Genomic DNA, 16,122 nt, shown 5'->3' on the forward strand with positions numbered 1-16,122 from the left:
GTGGGTTAGTGCTATGGAAACTAAAACTGTGTCACCGAAAACTATGTCAAAGAAGGTTAACCCAGTGAATAAATTGCAGGTTCATAGTCAGGATCTAGACAACATTAATCAGATCATTCAAATGTATTTCGAAGGACTACATTTTGCTGATGTGACCAAGTTGAAAGCCATTTTCCACCCCGATACAGTATTAAAAGCACCCAATATTCGGCGCACGTTAAATGAGTGGTTATCCTTGGTTGCCACTCGAGATATTCCTGCAGTAAATGGTGCCAATTTCGGTTACCGAGTCATATCGATAGATGTCGTCAATAGCCAAGCAATGGTCAAGCTAATATGCCCATTGTTAGGTAGTGAATATCTCGACTTTATTGGTTTGTTAAAAGAAAACGGAAAATGGTTAATCGTCAATAAAATGTACGCAGATTATTGATTTGGTGGTTTTAGATATAGAAACCAAAAGGTCTTTATTCACAATAAATTGTATGAAAAGTCAGTCAATAAAAGGAGAGATAGATGCCGTATATTAATATAAAAGTTACCGATGAGGGGGTTACCAATGAGCAGAAAAAAGCGTTAATTGCAGGTGCAACCCAGCTAATGGTCGATGTACTAGACAAAAAGCCAGAAACGACTTTTGTCGTCATTGATGAAGTAAATACTGACAACTGGGGTATAGGTTTTGATCAAGTAACTCAGCTCAGGAAGTTAGGTTAGTTTGCGAAATTAGTGAGCAAATATAAAAAGTATCAAACCTAGAAAGAATGCTCAGCTAAACTGAAATACACTTAGCCCAAAATACACCTCACGAAGCTGCTAAAGTAAATAAAGCCGCTGTTATAGCGGCTTTATCGTGACATAAGCTTGTAGATATAAATTGTTTTGCTTTCTATGCCGCTTCTGCTTTTTTCCACTCTTCTAGTGCATGTTCAAACTGGCTATGTGCTTTAGACACATAGGTGAGTACTTCATCCACATAGCCATCAGTTGACGCTGACCATACGCGGTTTAAGTAGCGCTCACCAGCGGCAAAGCTCGACATAATGTCAGCATAGGCGAGTAGGCCAAATAGGTGCTTCATACTTTCTCGACTATCGGCAAAGTTGTTTAGGTCTTCGCGAAAAATTTTGTCGATTTCAAAACGCATGTCATACGTTGGCACCTTTTCTTTTCGGCCATCGAGCTCTTTCAAGTTGGCCAGAATATTTTGTAAGCTTGCTTCTAACGTTGCTTTATCACTCGCTAAAAGGCTGTCGTCTTGAGCTGCAGCCTTTTCACCAGATTTCAGCAAGTAAACACCGATTGCGCCAATAATAATTACAGGCACAAAGTAGGTCCAATTTACGGTTTCTTCGCTAAGAGAAGATAAAAATGCGCCTGCTAAGAAAGCGGCAACTATGATGAATTTTGCGATATTAATCATGATGACTTCTCCTATGATGCGCTAGCAATTTTAACAACGGCATAACCGACACCTATCAAGGCTTCACCGACTATTAAGCCAGCAGCGATAGGGATCCCTTTATTGTCGGACCAATGGCTACCCATTTTTCTGTCAGATATTTCGCGAAGTAAGGTACCTAAAGCATAAGTAAGCACAATGTTAAACGGTAGGTAGAAACCTAAGCCAACGGTTATACCTAAACCACCCATCATGGCAGAAAGCAATCCGCCTAATAGCGCACCGGCAACATATTTTTCAGTGGGTACATCACCACCGGTAATGCCTTGCACCATAGACGCTAACGCTTGTCCTTGAGGTGCAGGTAACTCGTCGCTACCTAAACCGAACGCACTGTGTAGAACATAAATTAAAATAATGATAACGATAGGGCCTAACCATGCCCCAGCAAATTGACCAAGTTGTTGCATGCGTGGTGTAGCACCCACAAGGTAGCCGGTTTTCATGTCCAGCATCAGATCAGTTGCCTGGCTCATTGCCACACACGTTGCCGCACCAACCGTAACTGCAGCCACAATTGCCCCAGTGGTTTCCATGCCGCTGGTGATCATTATCAAAATAGTTACCGCTACTAATGTCATGCCACTTAATGGTGACCAGTTAGTGCGACCAATGGCTTCCGATAAAATAATACCCGCCATCCAAATCCATAAAGTGCCTAACAAACCCATGGCAATACCACGGCCAATACCAACACCTTCTGCCGAGGTCCATGCCATCACCATCAATAAGATAGCTGCGCCAACAATGGCAACATAAAGCAGTTTGATAGGCATTTCGTCACGGCTCATCGCGCTTTCAACTTTAGCGCTATTTTGCATCGACTTTATTGCTGAGCGAATTAGTGGAAGTGCGAATAAAACTCCTATAACGGCGCCACCAATTAACATGCCGATACCGGTAGGACGGAATAAGGTGAGACGTAATGTATTGGCATCGGTAATGGTTTTTCCTGCCTCGTCAACAGGTAACATACCTGTGATATCTAGCATTGGCGATAAGAAGAAATAACAAACAAAACCACCAACAATAAAAGCAAAACCGCCTCGGCCAGCGATAAAACCTACACCTATGGTCATTAATGACGCGTAAAACATTAAGTTTAAGTAAGCAAAGTCTTCAGGAATACCGAACCAGTCGCCGACGTGTAAGTCATGCACACCGTTTGCGAGGGCGATAACGTGGACAATCCCAGAAAATAGCATAGCGCCCACCAGCAGTTTTGCTTTTTCGATGCCTGCACCAGGCGACTTCAATATGGTGGCAACGGCAACACCGCCAGGGTAGGTTAAGCGTTCAAAGTCAATCATTTGTTTGCGCAAAGGAATAATAAAGGCAATACCTAAAAATGCCCCAGCAATTGCGCCAAAGGTGACGATATAAGGGTTGAGCTCTGAGCCATAGCCGAGTATGAAAATAGCGGGAACTGAGAACATTAAGCCAGAAGATGCACCGTTAACGGCTGATGCGACTGTTTGTGTGACGTTGTTTTCGATAATTGAACGGCGTCTTAAAATACCACGCAAGATCCCGAAGCCTAAAATTGCTGCGAGCTCTGAGCCTTCAATTGAAAAACCTAATTTAAGCGAGGCATAGCCAATAGAAATGGCAATGATCACCCCAAGAAAATAGCCGACCAGAATGGCGTGTATGGATAATTCTGGATAGGGACCATAGCTAAGTGGCCCTGAAGCTGTCGAGGCGGCAGCGGTTTCCCGATTGCCGAGAGTAGTCTCCGACATGATGTGACTCCTTTTTATTATTCTTATTCCGAATATTATTTTTTGTTCGGTATTTGAACCATTTGATTATAAATAGTTCAATTACCATAGCGTTTTATTGAACAATTGTCATGCAGTTACTATTGCCAGCGGTTATGGGTTTGACGCTATCGACTTGAGGCTTCGACTTTGTGGTTTACCACCTTACCACCTTGCGGAAATGTCATAGTCGCATTTAGTTACACATTGATTCTTAAAGATAAAATAAAAAGTTTTATATTTTTTGTAACCTTTTTCTGTTTTCACAATATATATCTGTGAGCTTCACGAGAATTGAGGAAAAATTGTGAGAAGAAAAGTATTTAAGAGCGTGTATTTATTAGCATCTTTGTTGGCTACAAGTCTTAGCTATGCGCAAGACAAATTAGACCAATACACAGGCGAGTTTTTGCCTAATTTAATGAGTCAAAGAGCGCTTAATGTCACTGTAGACAACGACCAGTTATTTGCTGAATCAAAAGGGCAAGGTAAGTTTGCCTTGGTAAGCAATGGGGATGATCAATTTACCTTAAAAGGTACGCCGGTTACTGTATCTTTTGCAGACAAAGTAGCTGGGGTTTTTAATGAAGTTGCCTTGATAACGCCAAAAGGTAAGCTTGAATATTTTCGAAAATCTTTTTTAGTGGCTCAATATGAAGCAACGGCTCAGCAAGTCAGAAAAAATGGCCTGTCTGATGCGATACTTATGAATGATTTAAAGTCTGCTAAAGTGTTAATTGAGAAGGGCATAGATATTCATGAGTTAGATGTTCGTAAAAAAATGGCAGGTAAGAACGGTCGTAAGCCGTTAAATTGGGCTGCTATTGAAGGCAATTTAGGCATGATTTCCCTATTAGTTATTTCGGGGGCTGAAATTAACGGTACTAATCTTTCTGGCTATACGCCACTTCACCATGCTGCGGAAGCGAACGCCGTTGATGCACTAAAGTTATTAATCGCACTGGGTGCGGACGGCACACTGAAAACTAAAAAAGGGCATACAGTGTTTGATATTGCGGCGATGAATAACAACAAGGAAGTCATCGATATTTTAAGTGCCAAGTTTCCTTCTATAGTTAATTAAACGAGCAGAGCTGACCATGAACAAATCGTTACTTTTCTTCCTGATGTGCTGTTTCTCAGTCGATGTTGTCGCGAAATGTGAAAACGTTTGGCAAGTAGAGCAAGCCAAGAAGTCGCTTTTAACAGCTAATCAGTTTGAGAAAGCTTTCTCTGAAGGAAAAGTTGCTTATCGCACTATTGAAGAGAGAATGAAGCTTTATCGAGTGCCAGGGCTAAGTATTGCGTCAGTGGAAAATGGTCAACTGACTTGGGCTAAAGCGTATGGTGTTAAGCAAACGGGAAATACTGAATGTGTTGATGTTAATACGGTGTTTTCTGTCGGGTCAGTGAGTAAAGTTGCTACGGCAATAATGAGCCTTAGATTAGTTCAGCAGGGAAAGTTGTCGTTAGATAATGATATTAATCAGTATTTGTCTGGTTGGCAGGTTCCTGCGCTAAACGGAAAACACTACAGCGTTAATCTACGCCAAATTATGTCACACACGGCGGGTTTTAATGTGCATGGCTTTAGAGACTTTTTACCGGATGAAAAAGTGCCAACCACCATTGATATCCTATATGGTCGTTCTCCAGCAAAAAATATACCCGTCAGGTTGACGTTAAAGCCAGGTGAAAGTTATCGCTACTCAGGCGGTGGCACGACAGTTCAACAGTTAATTATTGAGCAAAGAACCGAGCTTTTCTTTGAAGACGCAGCGAATAATCTGTTGTTTACACCTTTGCATATGACGCGTAGTTCTTTTGAAAACCCGCTACCGCCTTCATTTGACAATATTGCTAAGGCGCACGACAGCTATGGGCAACCTAGGGCGCTACCTAGAGGTTACGAAAGCATGCCAGAAAAAGCGGCGTCTGGATTGTGGTCTTCTGCAAAAGACTTAGGACAAATATTAGTGATGCTATTAAATGCGCCAAAAGATCCTGCAAATGCATTTCTAAAGAAGAGCTACATAGATGAAATGATGACAGCGCAATCAAATAGTCGTCATGGATTGGGGCCGGTTATCAAGGGTGATACTTTTTACCATGGTGGTGCCAATGATTCTTATCGTGCTTTGTTTCATGGCGATAGAAGCTCCGGCAATGGCTTTGTTATTCTCACCAATAGTGCATCGGGAGATCACTTAATTGAAGAAATTAAAGAGGCCATGCTCCAAATTGAGCTGAATTCAGAGCCAAATCCAGAGCTAGGACGATAATGTCATTTTTTGATGCAGTGTCATTTAGCGAACTTTACGACAAATACTATGCCGATGTATTTCGTTTCTCTTATTGGCTGTCGGGAAATCGCGACGAGGCGCAAGATATTGCTTCTGAAACCTTTACTAAAGTATGGACTATTGACACTGAGTTAAAAGCACAGACCGTCAAAGGCTACATGTTAACAATCGCCAGAAACATTTATTTGCAAGGGCTAAAGAAGAAAAAAGAGATGCTAAGTCTTTCACAAGAGGTTTTAGCGAGCGTTGATAGCGGTTCGGCTGACCTTGAAACAGACGCAGAAATACAGGCTACTACGCTGCAGTTAGTAAAGGCTCTGCAAACATTAGAAGAGCCAGATAGAAGCATTTTAATTATGAAAACTTACGAAGGGATGTCTTACCAAGAAATCTCTTCCATTTACGATATGACAGTCAGCACTTTGAAGATACGCGTGCATCGCGCACGAGTTAAGTTAGCGTTAAGTGTTGATTATGGAGAGTAAAATGAATATTAAACAAGACGTTATTGTAGATTTGCTACCTTTGTATTTTGAAGGTAACGCCAGTGAAGATAGCTGTGCGTTGATTGAAGCCTATTTTGAAGAACATCCAAAATTTGCAGCGTCAATGAACAAGCTTTATCAACAGTTAAAAGCAAACCAAGAAGAGCAGATTCAGCAAGCTGTTGCAGTGGACATAGACCCTGAAGTTAAGCTCAAAACAATGCAAAAAACCAAATGGTTGTTAAACATCAGATCTGGGTTATTTATCACTGGTGTGCTGTCCTTTATTTTGCCACTTCTATTTATGGTGTTCGTTAAAGAGTCTGATGCCGCCGCATGGGCTAAATATGTCGTAACTGGAGTATTAATCTTCATCATGCCTGCTGCTTGGGTTGGTTATGCATTTATTCGTTATAGAATGCGTAGCTCAGGAGATTGGTGAGCATCATTTAAGTAACCGCTGTGGAAAGCTAAGCTCGGCGACTATTTGGGGCTGGCGTAACAAGAACTTTGAGCCTTCTTCGTTTTGCTTAAATCAACATTAATCTAAGGAATATAAAATGAATAAATCACTAGATGTTAAGCAGATTTGGCATCAGCGACTAAAACAAACACTCTCGCTGTTAAGTACCTTTTATATAAGTTACTTATTTCTGCACTTCGTCATTCTAGAAATTACGCCCATTGATAACGTATTTGTTATCGTTGCCATCATTTGGGCTGGTCACATTTTACTTAACTCATTGGCCATTGCGGTAATGAAAAAGCAAACCTTGGGTGATGTTCTTTTTAGGCTTGAATATAACTCCCTTAAAGACAATAAATCCTCTGGGAGTGCATCAAAGTTATTGGTTCGTTCACTGTTATCCACCTGCGCACTTTACATGCTTATTTGTTTGAATATACAGCTGAATTTTTCGATGAGTGTACTCTTTGGCAGCTTTTGTTTGGGTTTATTCTTATTGTTCTTTCCATTTCAACGTCAAACAGTTCAGCCACTTAACTTATATGATTGGGCTTCTGGTACAAAAGCTGTGTAGCGATTGATGGAGGGAGGAATAAAATGAAGACCAATCGGTCACTATAGTTTCCCAGGTGTAATACATGCAATAGTGCGGAATTCCCTTGTCATATGAGCTTGATCACTGAATCCAAATTGTTGAGCAACATCAGCTAAATTTGCCTCCTTATGCTGTTGCAAAAATTTGATTGTTTTTTTAACTCTCAAAATGCGTTGATAATGTTTGGGAGTCATCCCCAACCAGAGGTTAAAAGTACGCTCAATGTGACGTTGGCTCACTTCAATACTGGCGCTGAGCTGTCCTGGAGCTTCGTCTTGTCCAATACACTCTAGTGCTTGCGCCAAAGAATTCGGAATGACCTTGGTAAAACTCAGACTTTTATTTGCCCACAAGTGCAGAGTTTCAATACGCCTCTTGCGGTCTTGTTGCGTCTGTAGTTCATTATAAATGCCGTATAGGTTATATAGCAGGTCTTGTTCAGGCAATAATAGCGTTGGCTTATCGTAGTGCTGCCCTAAGACACCATAGCCAATGGCTGGGTGGAAGCGAATGCCAGAAAGCTCCGCTCCTGCTCCAAGAATAATATTCTCAGCACGTTTTTTAATTGGAAGGATGATAACTCCTTCAGGAAGAGTTTCACTACCTATAGTGACTTCACCAACAAGATTAAAAATAATTCCACTGCCAGCATCTGAATAGAGTGGCTTCTTTATCGGAGTCTGCTGAATGACAGATGCAGTCCATATTCCTTGTACAAATGCAGAAAGCTGCCCTGACGGGTGAGACAGCTCAAAGTTTAATGCATCTTTACATGATCTATTGCGGTTTATAGCTGCCTACCTCTGGCATAAAAGTTCTGGCAATTCGATTCCAACTGTTGATAGCATTAATGGCAATGGTCAAGTCAACTAAAGCCTGCTCACCTAATGCGTTTAACACTTTCTGATAGGTTTTATCGTCAACTGGCTTACCAAGGGTTAAATATTCTGCCCAATCCAGTGCTGCAATTTCTGTCTCTGAATATAGAGGCATATCGCGCCATGCACTTAAACCAATAATACGTTCGTGAGTTTCCCCTTGGCGAACGGCATCTTTGCTGTGCATATCAATGCAGAATGCACACTGATTCATCTGTGATACTCTTAGTTTAACCAATTCCCAGATTGGAGTTGTTACCGTTGCTGAAGTGCTAAATTGCTCTCGCAAATAGCTCTCCTTCTCCATTAGGAGCTGCATTCCTTTGGATGCTAAAACAAAGTAATTTGCACGTAAAGTCATATCTTATCTCCTTAAAAGTTGTTGAAGATAAGATAACGGTTGATTTAATTGGGGTATTGAATATTTTCGACATTTATCAAAGTGGCTTTGAGCGGAAGTTGGTTTTGGCAGTTCCACGCTTAATTGGCTAGCTATATAACTTTACCGTTTGCTGAACAAATTTGTAAATTTAGACAAACCTAACAAAACCAAACCTACCATTAATAAGTGAATTTTGTAATGTGCCCAAGAAAAAGAATCACTCGGAGTTGATTTAAGGTAAGTATCATTGCCAGAGCCCCCAAAGATATCTGCTGGCAGGAAATCTGACACAAACATAGATACTGATAATACAATCAGTATCATGCTGATTATAAAAATGAACTTACCCATCACTTTTTCCTGTGAGTTTCATAACGCCTCAATCAGAGGCGAAAAATGCTTGGCTAAACTGTGTAGTGAAGCGGAACAAAGCTAACTGTTTTTGTTCCGACTTGAAGTGCTTGTTATAAGCACATTTTAAATACTCTTTGCGTTTTACTACTTGAAAAACCAAGCCTTTTATAAAATTCGTGAGTTTCCTTACGTTGGGAATTACACCTCACCCTCAGCTCAATATTTTCAGTTTCAGATTCTTTAGCCACAAACTCAACCAACTTGCGACCAACACCTTTATTTCTAGCTTCAGGGTCGACTACTAAACCACCTATTTCATAAAACATGCCTGATGCAACACGCTGAGCTTTGAAGATATGTACCCAACCTAAGATAATACCCGACTCTTCAAACACCCAGACTTTATCATTGGTTGACTTAAGTACACACCTTAGCCTTTCGTCTGCGACCTCTTGAGGCGTGGACCCGTAGCCAAGATGCAAAGACAATGAATTAATTGATTTTGAATCAGCTAAAGTGGCAATCCGAATATTTGACACCAAACTCTCCGTGCTTATAACGCCCCAATAAGGGGCTGATAAATGCTTGGCTAAACTTGTGTAGCGGAGCGGAACTGAGCCAAGCTTTAGCAGTCCCGTACTTAATTGGCTTGTTATATACCTTATGCACGAATACCGTTTTCATAGTGGTAGTGCTCTTGGCTAGCAGAAGTAAAACCACCAATGAAATTAGGCTGTTTACTTTTCTCTGCAACTTTTTCAGCTTTCATATTATGCATATCATTTTCGAGTGCCCAGTCAAAGACACCTTGATCAAGTGGGTATTTAGTAAGAATACCTGTTAGTAAATTCTCTTTAATCCAGTTTTCAGCCAAATCGAGTTCGCTAAAAACACCACCTGAAAAAGCAGCGTTGTTTTTATTGAATATCCAGACTGATTCCATTCACTAAACTCCCGAGGGTATATAACGCCCGCATAAGCGGACCAAAATGCTTGGCTATAGTTTTGCGAGGTACGAGCACAAGCCAAGCTGTTTTGTGTCCTCCTCTTGATGCGCTTGTTATAAGGCCTTACACCTTTTAAATTGCCACCTCTGGGTAGTATCAGATTTAGTAGGTCTATTTATATCATAACCGTACGCTTCCCAACCCATGTTACCTAGTGAGTTGAGGATAGCGATATGGTGCAAAGACTTTATATTAAAGTATTCTTTTAGAGTTTTGTTTGAAAAGCCCATTTTCAATTTATTATCTTGCCAGATTTCCTGCTCCCCAGGAGGGTGAAACATTACAAAATAGCTGTACACTTCCTTTTCATCACCCAAATTTTTAATGCTAGACGTATAGGACAATGCTGCAAATTCCCACGACTTACATTCATTGGCATTTGCAAAAGATGAGATTAAAAATATGCCTAACAGCATTAAATATTTCACGATAATTCAGTGGCCTTATAACGCCCTGTTAAGGGGCTGATAATGTTTGGCTAAAATGTTTAGCGAAGCGAAACCGAGCCAAACTTTAGCAGTCCCGTGCTTAAACAGCTTGTTATATGTACTTTTTAACCAATACATCGACTGGCTTTTTAATTAAACTGAATACTATTATTGCGACAAAAATGCCTACATATACATTCTTTATTGGGGCGTCATTTTTAAGTAATTTACCATCAATTTCCAACTCAACTATCGAATTATTTTTTACTAGATATTTGGCACGGATATCTTTATTCGCCATTTCTTTCTGAACTTGCTCGCATGATTCGTAAGTTGAGCCTATATAGTACCTTTGATCTTCTTTTAAAAAGTAAGCTCTAGATTTACTTTTAGATTCATGACATAAAATTTCGCTGTTTGATAGTTTTAAATTTGCTCTTTCATCATATTTAAAAGACCAACTAAATAGTATGGAAATAACAAGTATTAGTAGAAACAATCCTAAATGTATTTTCGAAAGTTTATCCATAAATCTACGTACATATAACAGCGTATTAGCGTGAATTCTCATTAACTCCAAATACAATACTTTGTATCTAGTCACTACACGCTAATTTTTATTTAATATTTTTAGTACGTTAGCAACAATTTATACAATCTTCAACGTGATATTGGCTTGGAGAAACCGAGAATTTTATTTAACGAGAATGAAAATGGCGCGTTATGTATATAATGATTTTTATATAGAGGTATAAAAACAACAACTTAGCAGGGTTACTCTGGAGAAACCGAGCCAGTTAACATCTAACATAACGAGCCGTTTGTTGATAAATCTTACTTCTATCATTATAACTGGATAAAAATCCAGTCAATGTCGTAAAGAAATATTGCGGAATAAATTGGGGAAATACCCCAATTATTGAATAACCGAAAACCCCCACGAAATTGTGGTAATTAACCACTTACCATCTTCTTTATGTAACTGCATAATTTTGTATTCAGGTTCACCAGATTTTTTCTTTTCTAAGCGAAGTTTTGCTAAAGCGACATTGTCGTAAATGTCGATGCTGAGTAGTTCGTGATCGTAAGAGGTGTCGGCATTTCCTTCATTAAGGACAAATTTGTACTCAACGTATTTACCTTTTTTGTTCACATAGCGGTAGGCGCCGTCTGGGTGCATAGATTTGATGCGGTGAGCTTTCGAGCCGGTTTTGTCACCGATATAAAAATTTTCGACAGCTTCTACAACAGCTGCTCTGTCTGAGCTAGAGGCGAAAGCGTTAAAAGATAAACTGCAAATAAGTGCTGTGAGCAGGATGATTTTTCTCATGGTTTTTCCTTGTTGTTACTGCTTATTGTTGTTCTTTGCGACTTTATGATTGTAGCGCCATGTTCGCAATGAGTACCCGTTTATTTGTCACATTTTATGACGGTATACATTTTTATTTTTCCCATCAGTGGGAAAAAATCCTTCCCCCTGACGGGAATAGCCCTGTTTTGAGATTCCAGGATTTAAGGTTTTTTTCTTGTAAAACAGTGAGTTGCCGTTTTGGTATTGATCCTGCTCTATACAAAGAAACCGATTAATGAATGAAGAGCTTTATGGATATTGTTAAATCAAAACCTAAAAGTACCTGGATAAACAAGAAAGCCTTAACGTGGGGATTAATGTCGGCTGCTTTAGGTAGCGCCTTGGTTGTTTCTGCGCTGCAAAAAGACGTTGATTTTGCCATCGATAAAGAACGCGTGATGATAGCAACGATTGATCAAGGGCCAATGGCGGTGAAAGTCTCAGGTAACGGTTTATTAGTACCTGATGATTTTAAATGGTTGGCAAGCCAAGTGGTGGGTCGCGTTGAACAAGTGAATGTAAAAGCTGGCGCTAAAGTGACAAAAGGCGAGGCGATAGTACTGCTTTCTAATCCTGAACTTAAGCAGCTTGCCGATGAAACGCGTTGGTCTTACGAAGCACAGTTAGCACAACTTAATGCCTTACAAGTGAGTTTAGAGGCGGAAAAGTTAAATCAAGAAGCGCGTGTTACTCGAGCAGAGTTTGCTTATCAAAGTGCTCAGTTGCAATTCAAAGCTGAGAAAACCTTGCTTGAACAAGCAAGCGGTGTGGTGTCAAAAGTAGAGCATCAAAAAACACAGCTTAATATGGAACAGTTATTAAGAAGTTGGCAGATAGAGCAAGCGATAGCTGCTAAGAACATTGAAAATGCCAGTGCGCAGTTAATCGCTAAAAAAGCGGAAGTTAATCGTCTGCACAATATGCTACTTCGCGCAGAGCATCAGGTAAAAAACCTCACCATTTATGCATCGATGGACGGCATAGTACAAGAGTCTTCATTAGAGGTGGGGGAGCAAGTCAACATAGGCACTAATGTCGCGAAGATTGCTGATCCCAATAGCCTGATGGCGGAAGTACAAATTCCGGAATTACTATCAGGAGAAGTTGCGTTAAATCAAGTGGCTTCTATAGATACCCGAAGTGGCACCATTGAAGGCGTTGTTACTCGTATCGATCCGGGTGTTGTTAATGGCAATGTACAAGTAGACATCAAATTAACAGGCGAACTAACCTCAAATGCGCGCCCAGAGCTTAGTGTTGTTGGTGAGATTATTATTGCGGATATCACCAATACCTTGCACGCTTCTCGCCCAGCCTTTGTGAAACACAACAGCATGAATACCCTTTTTAAGGTCAATGACTCGGGCTATGCAGAGCGCGTTGCCGTGAAAGTAGGTAAAACCTCTACCAATCAAATTCAAATTTTGTCAGGCTTAGCACCAGGTGAACGGATCATTATTTCTGACACCAGTGATTGGACTGATTTTAAAACCATATTAATAAACTAGGATAGTGTCATGAATAAACCGATTATCGAACTTAAACAACTTTCAAAAACGTTTGCGACGGAAGAGGTTGAAACGTTAGCCTTATCAAATATCAATTTAGCTATTCATGAAGGGGAATACTTAGCGATCACAGGCCCTTCAGGTTGCGGCAAATCAACACTATTGTCATTGATAGGGTTATTAGATGTCGCCACTTCGGGTCAATATCAAATTAATGGCCATGAAGTTACTGGCCTTTCGAAAGCACAACGCGCCAGTGTTAGAAACAAAGAAATAGGGTTTGTTTTTCAGTCGTTTAATCTGATTTCCGATTTAACTGTCTATGAAAATGTCGAATTACCACTGACCTATAGAAACGATTTAAGCAAAGACGACATTAAAGCCCGCGTGGAAAAAGCGCTTGCCGATGTTGATATGGCACACCGTAAAAAACATTACCCTTCTCAACTCTCGGGCGGTCAGCAGCAGCGTGTTGCTATTGCTCGTGCTTTATCTGGTTCGCCTTCTTTACTGTTAGCCGATGAGCCTACAGGTAATTTAGATTCTAAAAACGCACAAACGGTAATGGAGTTACTTAGTGAGCTTCATAAAAAAGGTACCACTATTTGTATGGTTACTCACGATCCGCGCGGCGCTGACGAAGCACAGCGAACCATTAGTCTGTTCGATGGGCAAATCGTGGAAGACAAAGCCAATACTTCAAACGCAGCCTAGGAGTTGACTATGCTTAATGATCTTAATTATGCATTTCGGATGCTAAAGAAAACGCCAGGATTTAGCGCGTTAACCTTGCTAGTGATTTCTGTCGGCTTAGGTTTAGCGATTTATATGTTTGCCATCGGTAATTTGTTGGCATACAAAAAGCTTGATATTACCGAGTACGATAGATTAGTGGTTATTGATGCCATTGTTGATGGCTTTGAGCAAAACGGTGGTAGCGTTTACGCCTACGATTATCAGTTTATCAAAAAGCAGCAAAAGAGCTTTGAGGTGTTTTCACCTTATACTCACGCCTCGACGATTGTTTCGGATGGTACAACGGCAAAACGTTATGAATCTGCTTACTTTGAAATAGAAGCCTTTAACTTATTTGATGGCAATATTTCGTTGGGGCAAGGTCGATTGTTTGAACAAGCTGACACCTTTGAAGGTAGCGAACCCGTGGCGATTATTAGCCATAATTTATGGCAAGATTATTTCCAAGGTGATGCTAATATTGTTGGTAAAAAAGCACAGCTAGATGGCACACCAACAACCATTATTGGGGTAATGAAAGAGGGCTATGCATACCCAATGAATCAAGATGTTTGGTTGCCTTTTAAAATCATGGAGTCACAAAAACCGGGTCAAGGCTGGCGGGTAAGTGTTGCAGCTCGCCTTAAAGAAGGTGTTTCTCTTAGCAGTGCGGTTAGCGAGCTAAAAGGTTATGCCAGTGAAATCTCGAAAACTTATCCTGAAACCAATGGCTCTGTTGGCATATTCGCTCGAACGCCAGTCAAAATGATGATGGATAACTCCATGACCATTGTTTATATGATGATGGGCGCCACTTTATTTGTCCTTATTCTTGTGGTGGTCAATGTTGCTAACTTAATGTTGGCAAGAGCGAGTGAGCGCAGTAAAGAACTAGCAATTAGAACGGCGTTGGGCGCACCTAAATATCGTATTGTTCGTCAAATGTTATTAGAAACCTTAGTGATTTGTATCATTGGTGGTGTCTTTGGTGTTCTTGGCGCAGGCTGGGCATTAGAAGCAACTAAACCTGTTTTTATGAAAATGGGCGGTTGGGTTGCACCATGGTGGACATTTACCTTAGGCGGGGAAGAGCTATTTGCCGCACTTTGGATTGTTTTAGGCTCGGCGTTATTAATTGCATTGTTTCCGGTGTTAAAATCATCTGATGCTGATGTGAACCAAGTATTAAGAGATGGTACCCGTGGCGCATTAGGTAAAAAAGCAGGCAAAATGAGTAAGGTATTGATCAGCGCTGAAATCTTTTTATCTTGCTCGGTGTTAATTGTTGCTGGTGCGCTTATCTTTGGCGTGAATAAAGCGATAGAAGCTGACTATGGTGCCGACAGTAGCGGCATTCTTGCGGCAACATTTATGCTTGATACTGAACAATATTTAGAGCAAGAAAGCCGTCGTCAATTTCACAATAAACTGCTAACAGCCTTGAAACAGCAAGAAGGTGTGATAGACGTAACTATTGGCTCTGCGCTACCAGGCAGAACATCGGGCAGAGAGCCTATTAAAGTAGAAGGCTTTGAAACCACCAAAGGCAACAGCAATCGTTCTATGTTCTTAACGGTACACGACAGTTATTTCTCAGTGTTGTCGGTTCCTTTACTGGAAGGCCGTTATTTTGATGAGCGTGACACAGAAGATAGCCAACAAGTGATTATTGTCTCTAGCACCTTTGCTAAGAAATTCTTTCCTGACAGCTCGGCAATCGGTAAGCGTATTAAGGTGAGACCTAATGATGACAAGCGAAAATGGCGCACTATTGTTGGTGTTGTAGACCATGTTGTTCATGCCCAGCCTTTTGGTGATGCATTTATCAAGCCTGCGGTATATGTACCTAACTCGCAATTGGCTTATCGCTGGCAAAACATTGCATTAAAAGTACAAGGTGACCCATACAGCTATCAACAAATGCTAAGGGAAGTGGCGGGTAAAATCGATGCGAACATTCCGTTATTTGCCATACTTCCACTAGAAGAAAGGTTATACCGTCGGGTGATGGGCATGCAGTTTGTTGGACACTTGTTTATCATATTTGGTGTCTTGTCACTGTTACTTGCTTCAGCTGGTATCTATGGAGTGATGAGTCAAAACGTGACACGACGCACCCAAGAGTTTGGTGTAAGAAGAGCACTTGGCGCGCCTGATAGCCATATTTATCAACTATTGGCGAAACAATCAGGCTGGATGTTTGCGATTGGCGGTTTAGCAGGCGCATCGGTTGGTTACATGGGAATAAAAGTTATATCTGGAAATATGATGAATTTATCTGGTTATTTCCCAATGGTTTGCGCTACTGTACTGTTAACCATTGCGCTAACAACATTAACGGCAACCATTATTCCTGCGCTAAAAACACTGCGTGTTGAACCAAACAGTGCATTAAGGTACGAATAAAA

The 16,122-nt window shown here is 40.7% G+C and carries 19 protein-coding genes; 10 read left to right on the forward strand and 9 right to left on the reverse strand.

Annotated features, from left to right (window positions below; genetic code table 11):
• Positions 1 to 13 precede the first annotated feature (13 nt).
• Both ACOB80_RS17015 and ACOB80_RS17020 read left to right on the forward strand, forming a co-directional pair.
• Positions 14 to 433, forward strand: coding sequence for a nuclear transport factor 2 family protein (locus ACOB80_RS17015; protein WP_473167057.1), 420 nt, complete (start codon positions 14 to 16; stop codon positions 431 to 433).
• An 83-nt stretch (positions 434 to 516) separates the two neighbouring features.
• On the forward strand, positions 517 to 717 hold the full coding sequence (locus ACOB80_RS17020; RefSeq protein WP_473167058.1) for a tautomerase family protein: 201 nt from the start codon (positions 517 to 519) through the stop codon (positions 715 to 717).
• A gap of 172 nt (positions 718 to 889) precedes the next feature.
• Here ACOB80_RS17020 and ACOB80_RS17025 read toward each other — a convergent pair whose 3' ends face one another.
• Together ACOB80_RS17025 and ACOB80_RS17030 are read right to left on the reverse strand one after the other, a co-directional pair.
• Positions 890 to 1,423, reverse strand: coding sequence for a hypothetical protein (locus tag ACOB80_RS17025; protein ID WP_473167059.1), 534 nt, complete (start codon positions 1,421 to 1,423; stop codon positions 890 to 892).
• 11 nt (positions 1,424 to 1,434) lie between these two features.
• A complete protein-coding gene (locus ACOB80_RS17030) occupies positions 1,435 to 3,204 on the reverse strand; it encodes an OPT family oligopeptide transporter (RefSeq protein ID WP_473167060.1) in 1,770 nt (589 codons plus the stop codon).
• A 325-nt stretch (positions 3,205 to 3,529) separates the two neighbouring features.
• Between ACOB80_RS17030 and ACOB80_RS17035 the strand changes: the two genes are divergently transcribed.
• From ACOB80_RS17035 to ACOB80_RS17055, 5 genes are all read left to right on the forward strand, one after another.
• On the forward strand, positions 3,530 to 4,306 hold the full coding sequence (locus ACOB80_RS17035; RefSeq protein WP_473167061.1) for an ankyrin repeat domain-containing protein: 777 nt from the start codon (positions 3,530 to 3,532) through the stop codon (positions 4,304 to 4,306).
• Positions 4,307 to 4,322: 16 nt separating this feature from the next.
• The gene (locus ACOB80_RS17040) at positions 4,323 to 5,504 is read left to right on the forward strand and encodes a serine hydrolase domain-containing protein (protein WP_473167062.1); all 1,182 of its coding nucleotides are present in this window, start codon (positions 4,323 to 4,325) and stop codon (positions 5,502 to 5,504) included.
• On the forward strand, positions 5,504 to 6,010 hold the full coding sequence (locus tag ACOB80_RS17045; protein WP_473167063.1) for an RNA polymerase sigma factor: 507 nt from the start codon (positions 5,504 to 5,506) through the stop codon (positions 6,008 to 6,010). The genes ACOB80_RS17040 and ACOB80_RS17045 overlap by 1 nt, the downstream gene beginning before the upstream one ends.
• 1 nt (position 6,011) lies before the next feature.
• Positions 6,012 to 6,452, forward strand: coding sequence for a hypothetical protein (locus tag ACOB80_RS17050; RefSeq protein ID WP_473167064.1), 441 nt, complete (start codon positions 6,012 to 6,014; stop codon positions 6,450 to 6,452).
• Positions 6,453 to 6,570: 118 nt separating this feature from the next.
• Complete coding sequence (locus tag ACOB80_RS17055) at positions 6,571 to 7,050, forward strand: hypothetical protein (RefSeq protein ID WP_473167065.1); 480 nt, start codon at positions 6,571 to 6,573, stop codon at positions 7,048 to 7,050.
• Positions 7,051 to 7,091: 41 nt separating this feature from the next.
• On the opposite strand, the gene ACOB80_RS17060 is transcribed toward ACOB80_RS17055, so the two are convergent.
• From ACOB80_RS17060 to ACOB80_RS17090, 7 genes are all read right to left on the reverse strand, one after another.
• Complete coding sequence (locus tag ACOB80_RS17060; RefSeq protein WP_473167066.1) at positions 7,092 to 7,517, reverse strand: helix-turn-helix domain-containing protein; 426 nt, start codon at positions 7,515 to 7,517, stop codon at positions 7,092 to 7,094.
• 331 nt (positions 7,518 to 7,848) lie between these two features.
• Positions 7,849 to 8,310: a carboxymuconolactone decarboxylase family protein gene (locus ACOB80_RS17065; RefSeq protein ID WP_473167067.1), complete on the reverse strand. Its 462-nt coding sequence runs from the start codon at positions 8,308 to 8,310 to the stop codon at positions 7,849 to 7,851.
• A gap of 485 nt (positions 8,311 to 8,795) precedes the next feature.
• Positions 8,796 to 9,224, reverse strand: coding sequence for a GNAT family N-acetyltransferase (locus ACOB80_RS17070; protein WP_473167068.1), 429 nt, complete (start codon positions 9,222 to 9,224; stop codon positions 8,796 to 8,798).
• Between the two features lie 122 nt (positions 9,225 to 9,346).
• On the reverse strand, positions 9,347 to 9,628 hold the full coding sequence (locus ACOB80_RS17075; RefSeq protein WP_473167069.1) for a DUF7710 domain-containing protein: 282 nt from the start codon (positions 9,626 to 9,628) through the stop codon (positions 9,347 to 9,349).
• A gap of 117 nt (positions 9,629 to 9,745) precedes the next feature.
• On the reverse strand, positions 9,746 to 10,120 hold the full coding sequence (locus ACOB80_RS17080) for a hypothetical protein (protein ID WP_473167070.1): 375 nt from the start codon (positions 10,118 to 10,120) through the stop codon (positions 9,746 to 9,748).
• Between the two features lie 112 nt (positions 10,121 to 10,232).
• Positions 10,233 to 10,649, reverse strand: coding sequence for a hypothetical protein (locus ACOB80_RS17085; RefSeq protein WP_473167071.1), 417 nt, complete (start codon positions 10,647 to 10,649; stop codon positions 10,233 to 10,235).
• A gap of 387 nt (positions 10,650 to 11,036) precedes the next feature.
• On the reverse strand, positions 11,037 to 11,450 hold the full coding sequence (locus ACOB80_RS17090) for a nuclear transport factor 2 family protein (protein WP_473167072.1): 414 nt from the start codon (positions 11,448 to 11,450) through the stop codon (positions 11,037 to 11,039).
• A gap of 272 nt (positions 11,451 to 11,722) precedes the next feature.
• Here ACOB80_RS17090 and ACOB80_RS17095 point away from each other — a divergent pair, with 272 nt between their 5' ends.
• Genes ACOB80_RS17095 through ACOB80_RS17105 form a run of 3 tightly spaced genes read left to right on the forward strand, consistent with a single transcriptional unit; the run spans position 11,723 to position 16,120 of the window.
• Entirely contained in the window at positions 11,723 to 12,979 is a 1,257-nt protein-coding gene (locus ACOB80_RS17095; protein ID WP_473167073.1) for an efflux RND transporter periplasmic adaptor subunit, read from the forward strand.
• A 9-nt stretch (positions 12,980 to 12,988) separates the two neighbouring features.
• Positions 12,989 to 13,693: an ABC transporter ATP-binding protein gene (locus ACOB80_RS17100; RefSeq protein ID WP_473167074.1), complete on the forward strand. Its 705-nt coding sequence runs from the start codon at positions 12,989 to 12,991 to the stop codon at positions 13,691 to 13,693.
• Between the two features lie 9 nt (positions 13,694 to 13,702).
• Complete coding sequence (locus ACOB80_RS17105; protein ID WP_473167075.1) at positions 13,703 to 16,120, forward strand: ADOP family duplicated permease; 2,418 nt, start codon at positions 13,703 to 13,705, stop codon at positions 16,118 to 16,120.
• Positions 16,121 to 16,122: the final 2 nt, after the last annotated feature.

The organism is Thalassotalea coralli (assembly GCF_055786205.1).

Bases quoted from the DNA above. Each gene is read 5' to 3' on its own strand.
- ACOB80_RS17015 (WP_473167057.1), top strand. From the start codon at position 14: ATGGAAACTAAAACTGTGTCACCGAAAACTATGTCAAAGAAGGTTAAC.
- ACOB80_RS17020 (WP_473167058.1), top strand. From the start codon at position 517: ATGCCGTATATTAATATAAAAGTTACCGATGAGGGGGTTACCAATGAG.
- ACOB80_RS17025 (WP_473167059.1), bottom strand. From the start codon at position 1,423: ATGATTAATATCGCAAAATTCATCATAGTTGCCGCTTTCTTAGCAGGC.
- ACOB80_RS17030 (WP_473167060.1), bottom strand. From the start codon at position 3,204: ATGTCGGAGACTACTCTCGGCAATCGGGAAACCGCTGCCGCCTCGACA.
- ACOB80_RS17040 (WP_473167062.1), top strand. From the start codon at position 4,323: ATGAACAAATCGTTACTTTTCTTCCTGATGTGCTGTTTCTCAGTCGAT.
- ACOB80_RS17045 (WP_473167063.1), top strand. From the start codon at position 5,504: ATGTCATTTTTTGATGCAGTGTCATTTAGCGAACTTTACGACAAATAC.
- ACOB80_RS17050 (WP_473167064.1), top strand. From the start codon at position 6,012: ATGAATATTAAACAAGACGTTATTGTAGATTTGCTACCTTTGTATTTT.
- ACOB80_RS17055 (WP_473167065.1), top strand. From the start codon at position 6,571: ATGAATAAATCACTAGATGTTAAGCAGATTTGGCATCAGCGACTAAAA.
- ACOB80_RS17065 (WP_473167067.1), bottom strand. From the start codon at position 8,310: ATGACTTTACGTGCAAATTACTTTGTTTTAGCATCCAAAGGAATGCAG.
- ACOB80_RS17075 (WP_473167069.1), bottom strand. From the start codon at position 9,628: ATGGAATCAGTCTGGATATTCAATAAAAACAACGCTGCTTTTTCAGGT.
- ACOB80_RS17085 (WP_473167071.1), bottom strand. From the start codon at position 10,649: ATGGATAAACTTTCGAAAATACATTTAGGATTGTTTCTACTAATACTT.
- ACOB80_RS17090 (WP_473167072.1), bottom strand. From the start codon at position 11,450: ATGAGAAAAATCATCCTGCTCACAGCACTTATTTGCAGTTTATCTTTT.
- ACOB80_RS17095 (WP_473167073.1), top strand. From the start codon at position 11,723: ATGGATATTGTTAAATCAAAACCTAAAAGTACCTGGATAAACAAGAAA.
- ACOB80_RS17100 (WP_473167074.1), top strand. From the start codon at position 12,989: ATGAATAAACCGATTATCGAACTTAAACAACTTTCAAAAACGTTTGCG.
- ACOB80_RS17105 (WP_473167075.1), top strand. From the start codon at position 13,703: ATGCTTAATGATCTTAATTATGCATTTCGGATGCTAAAGAAAACGCCA.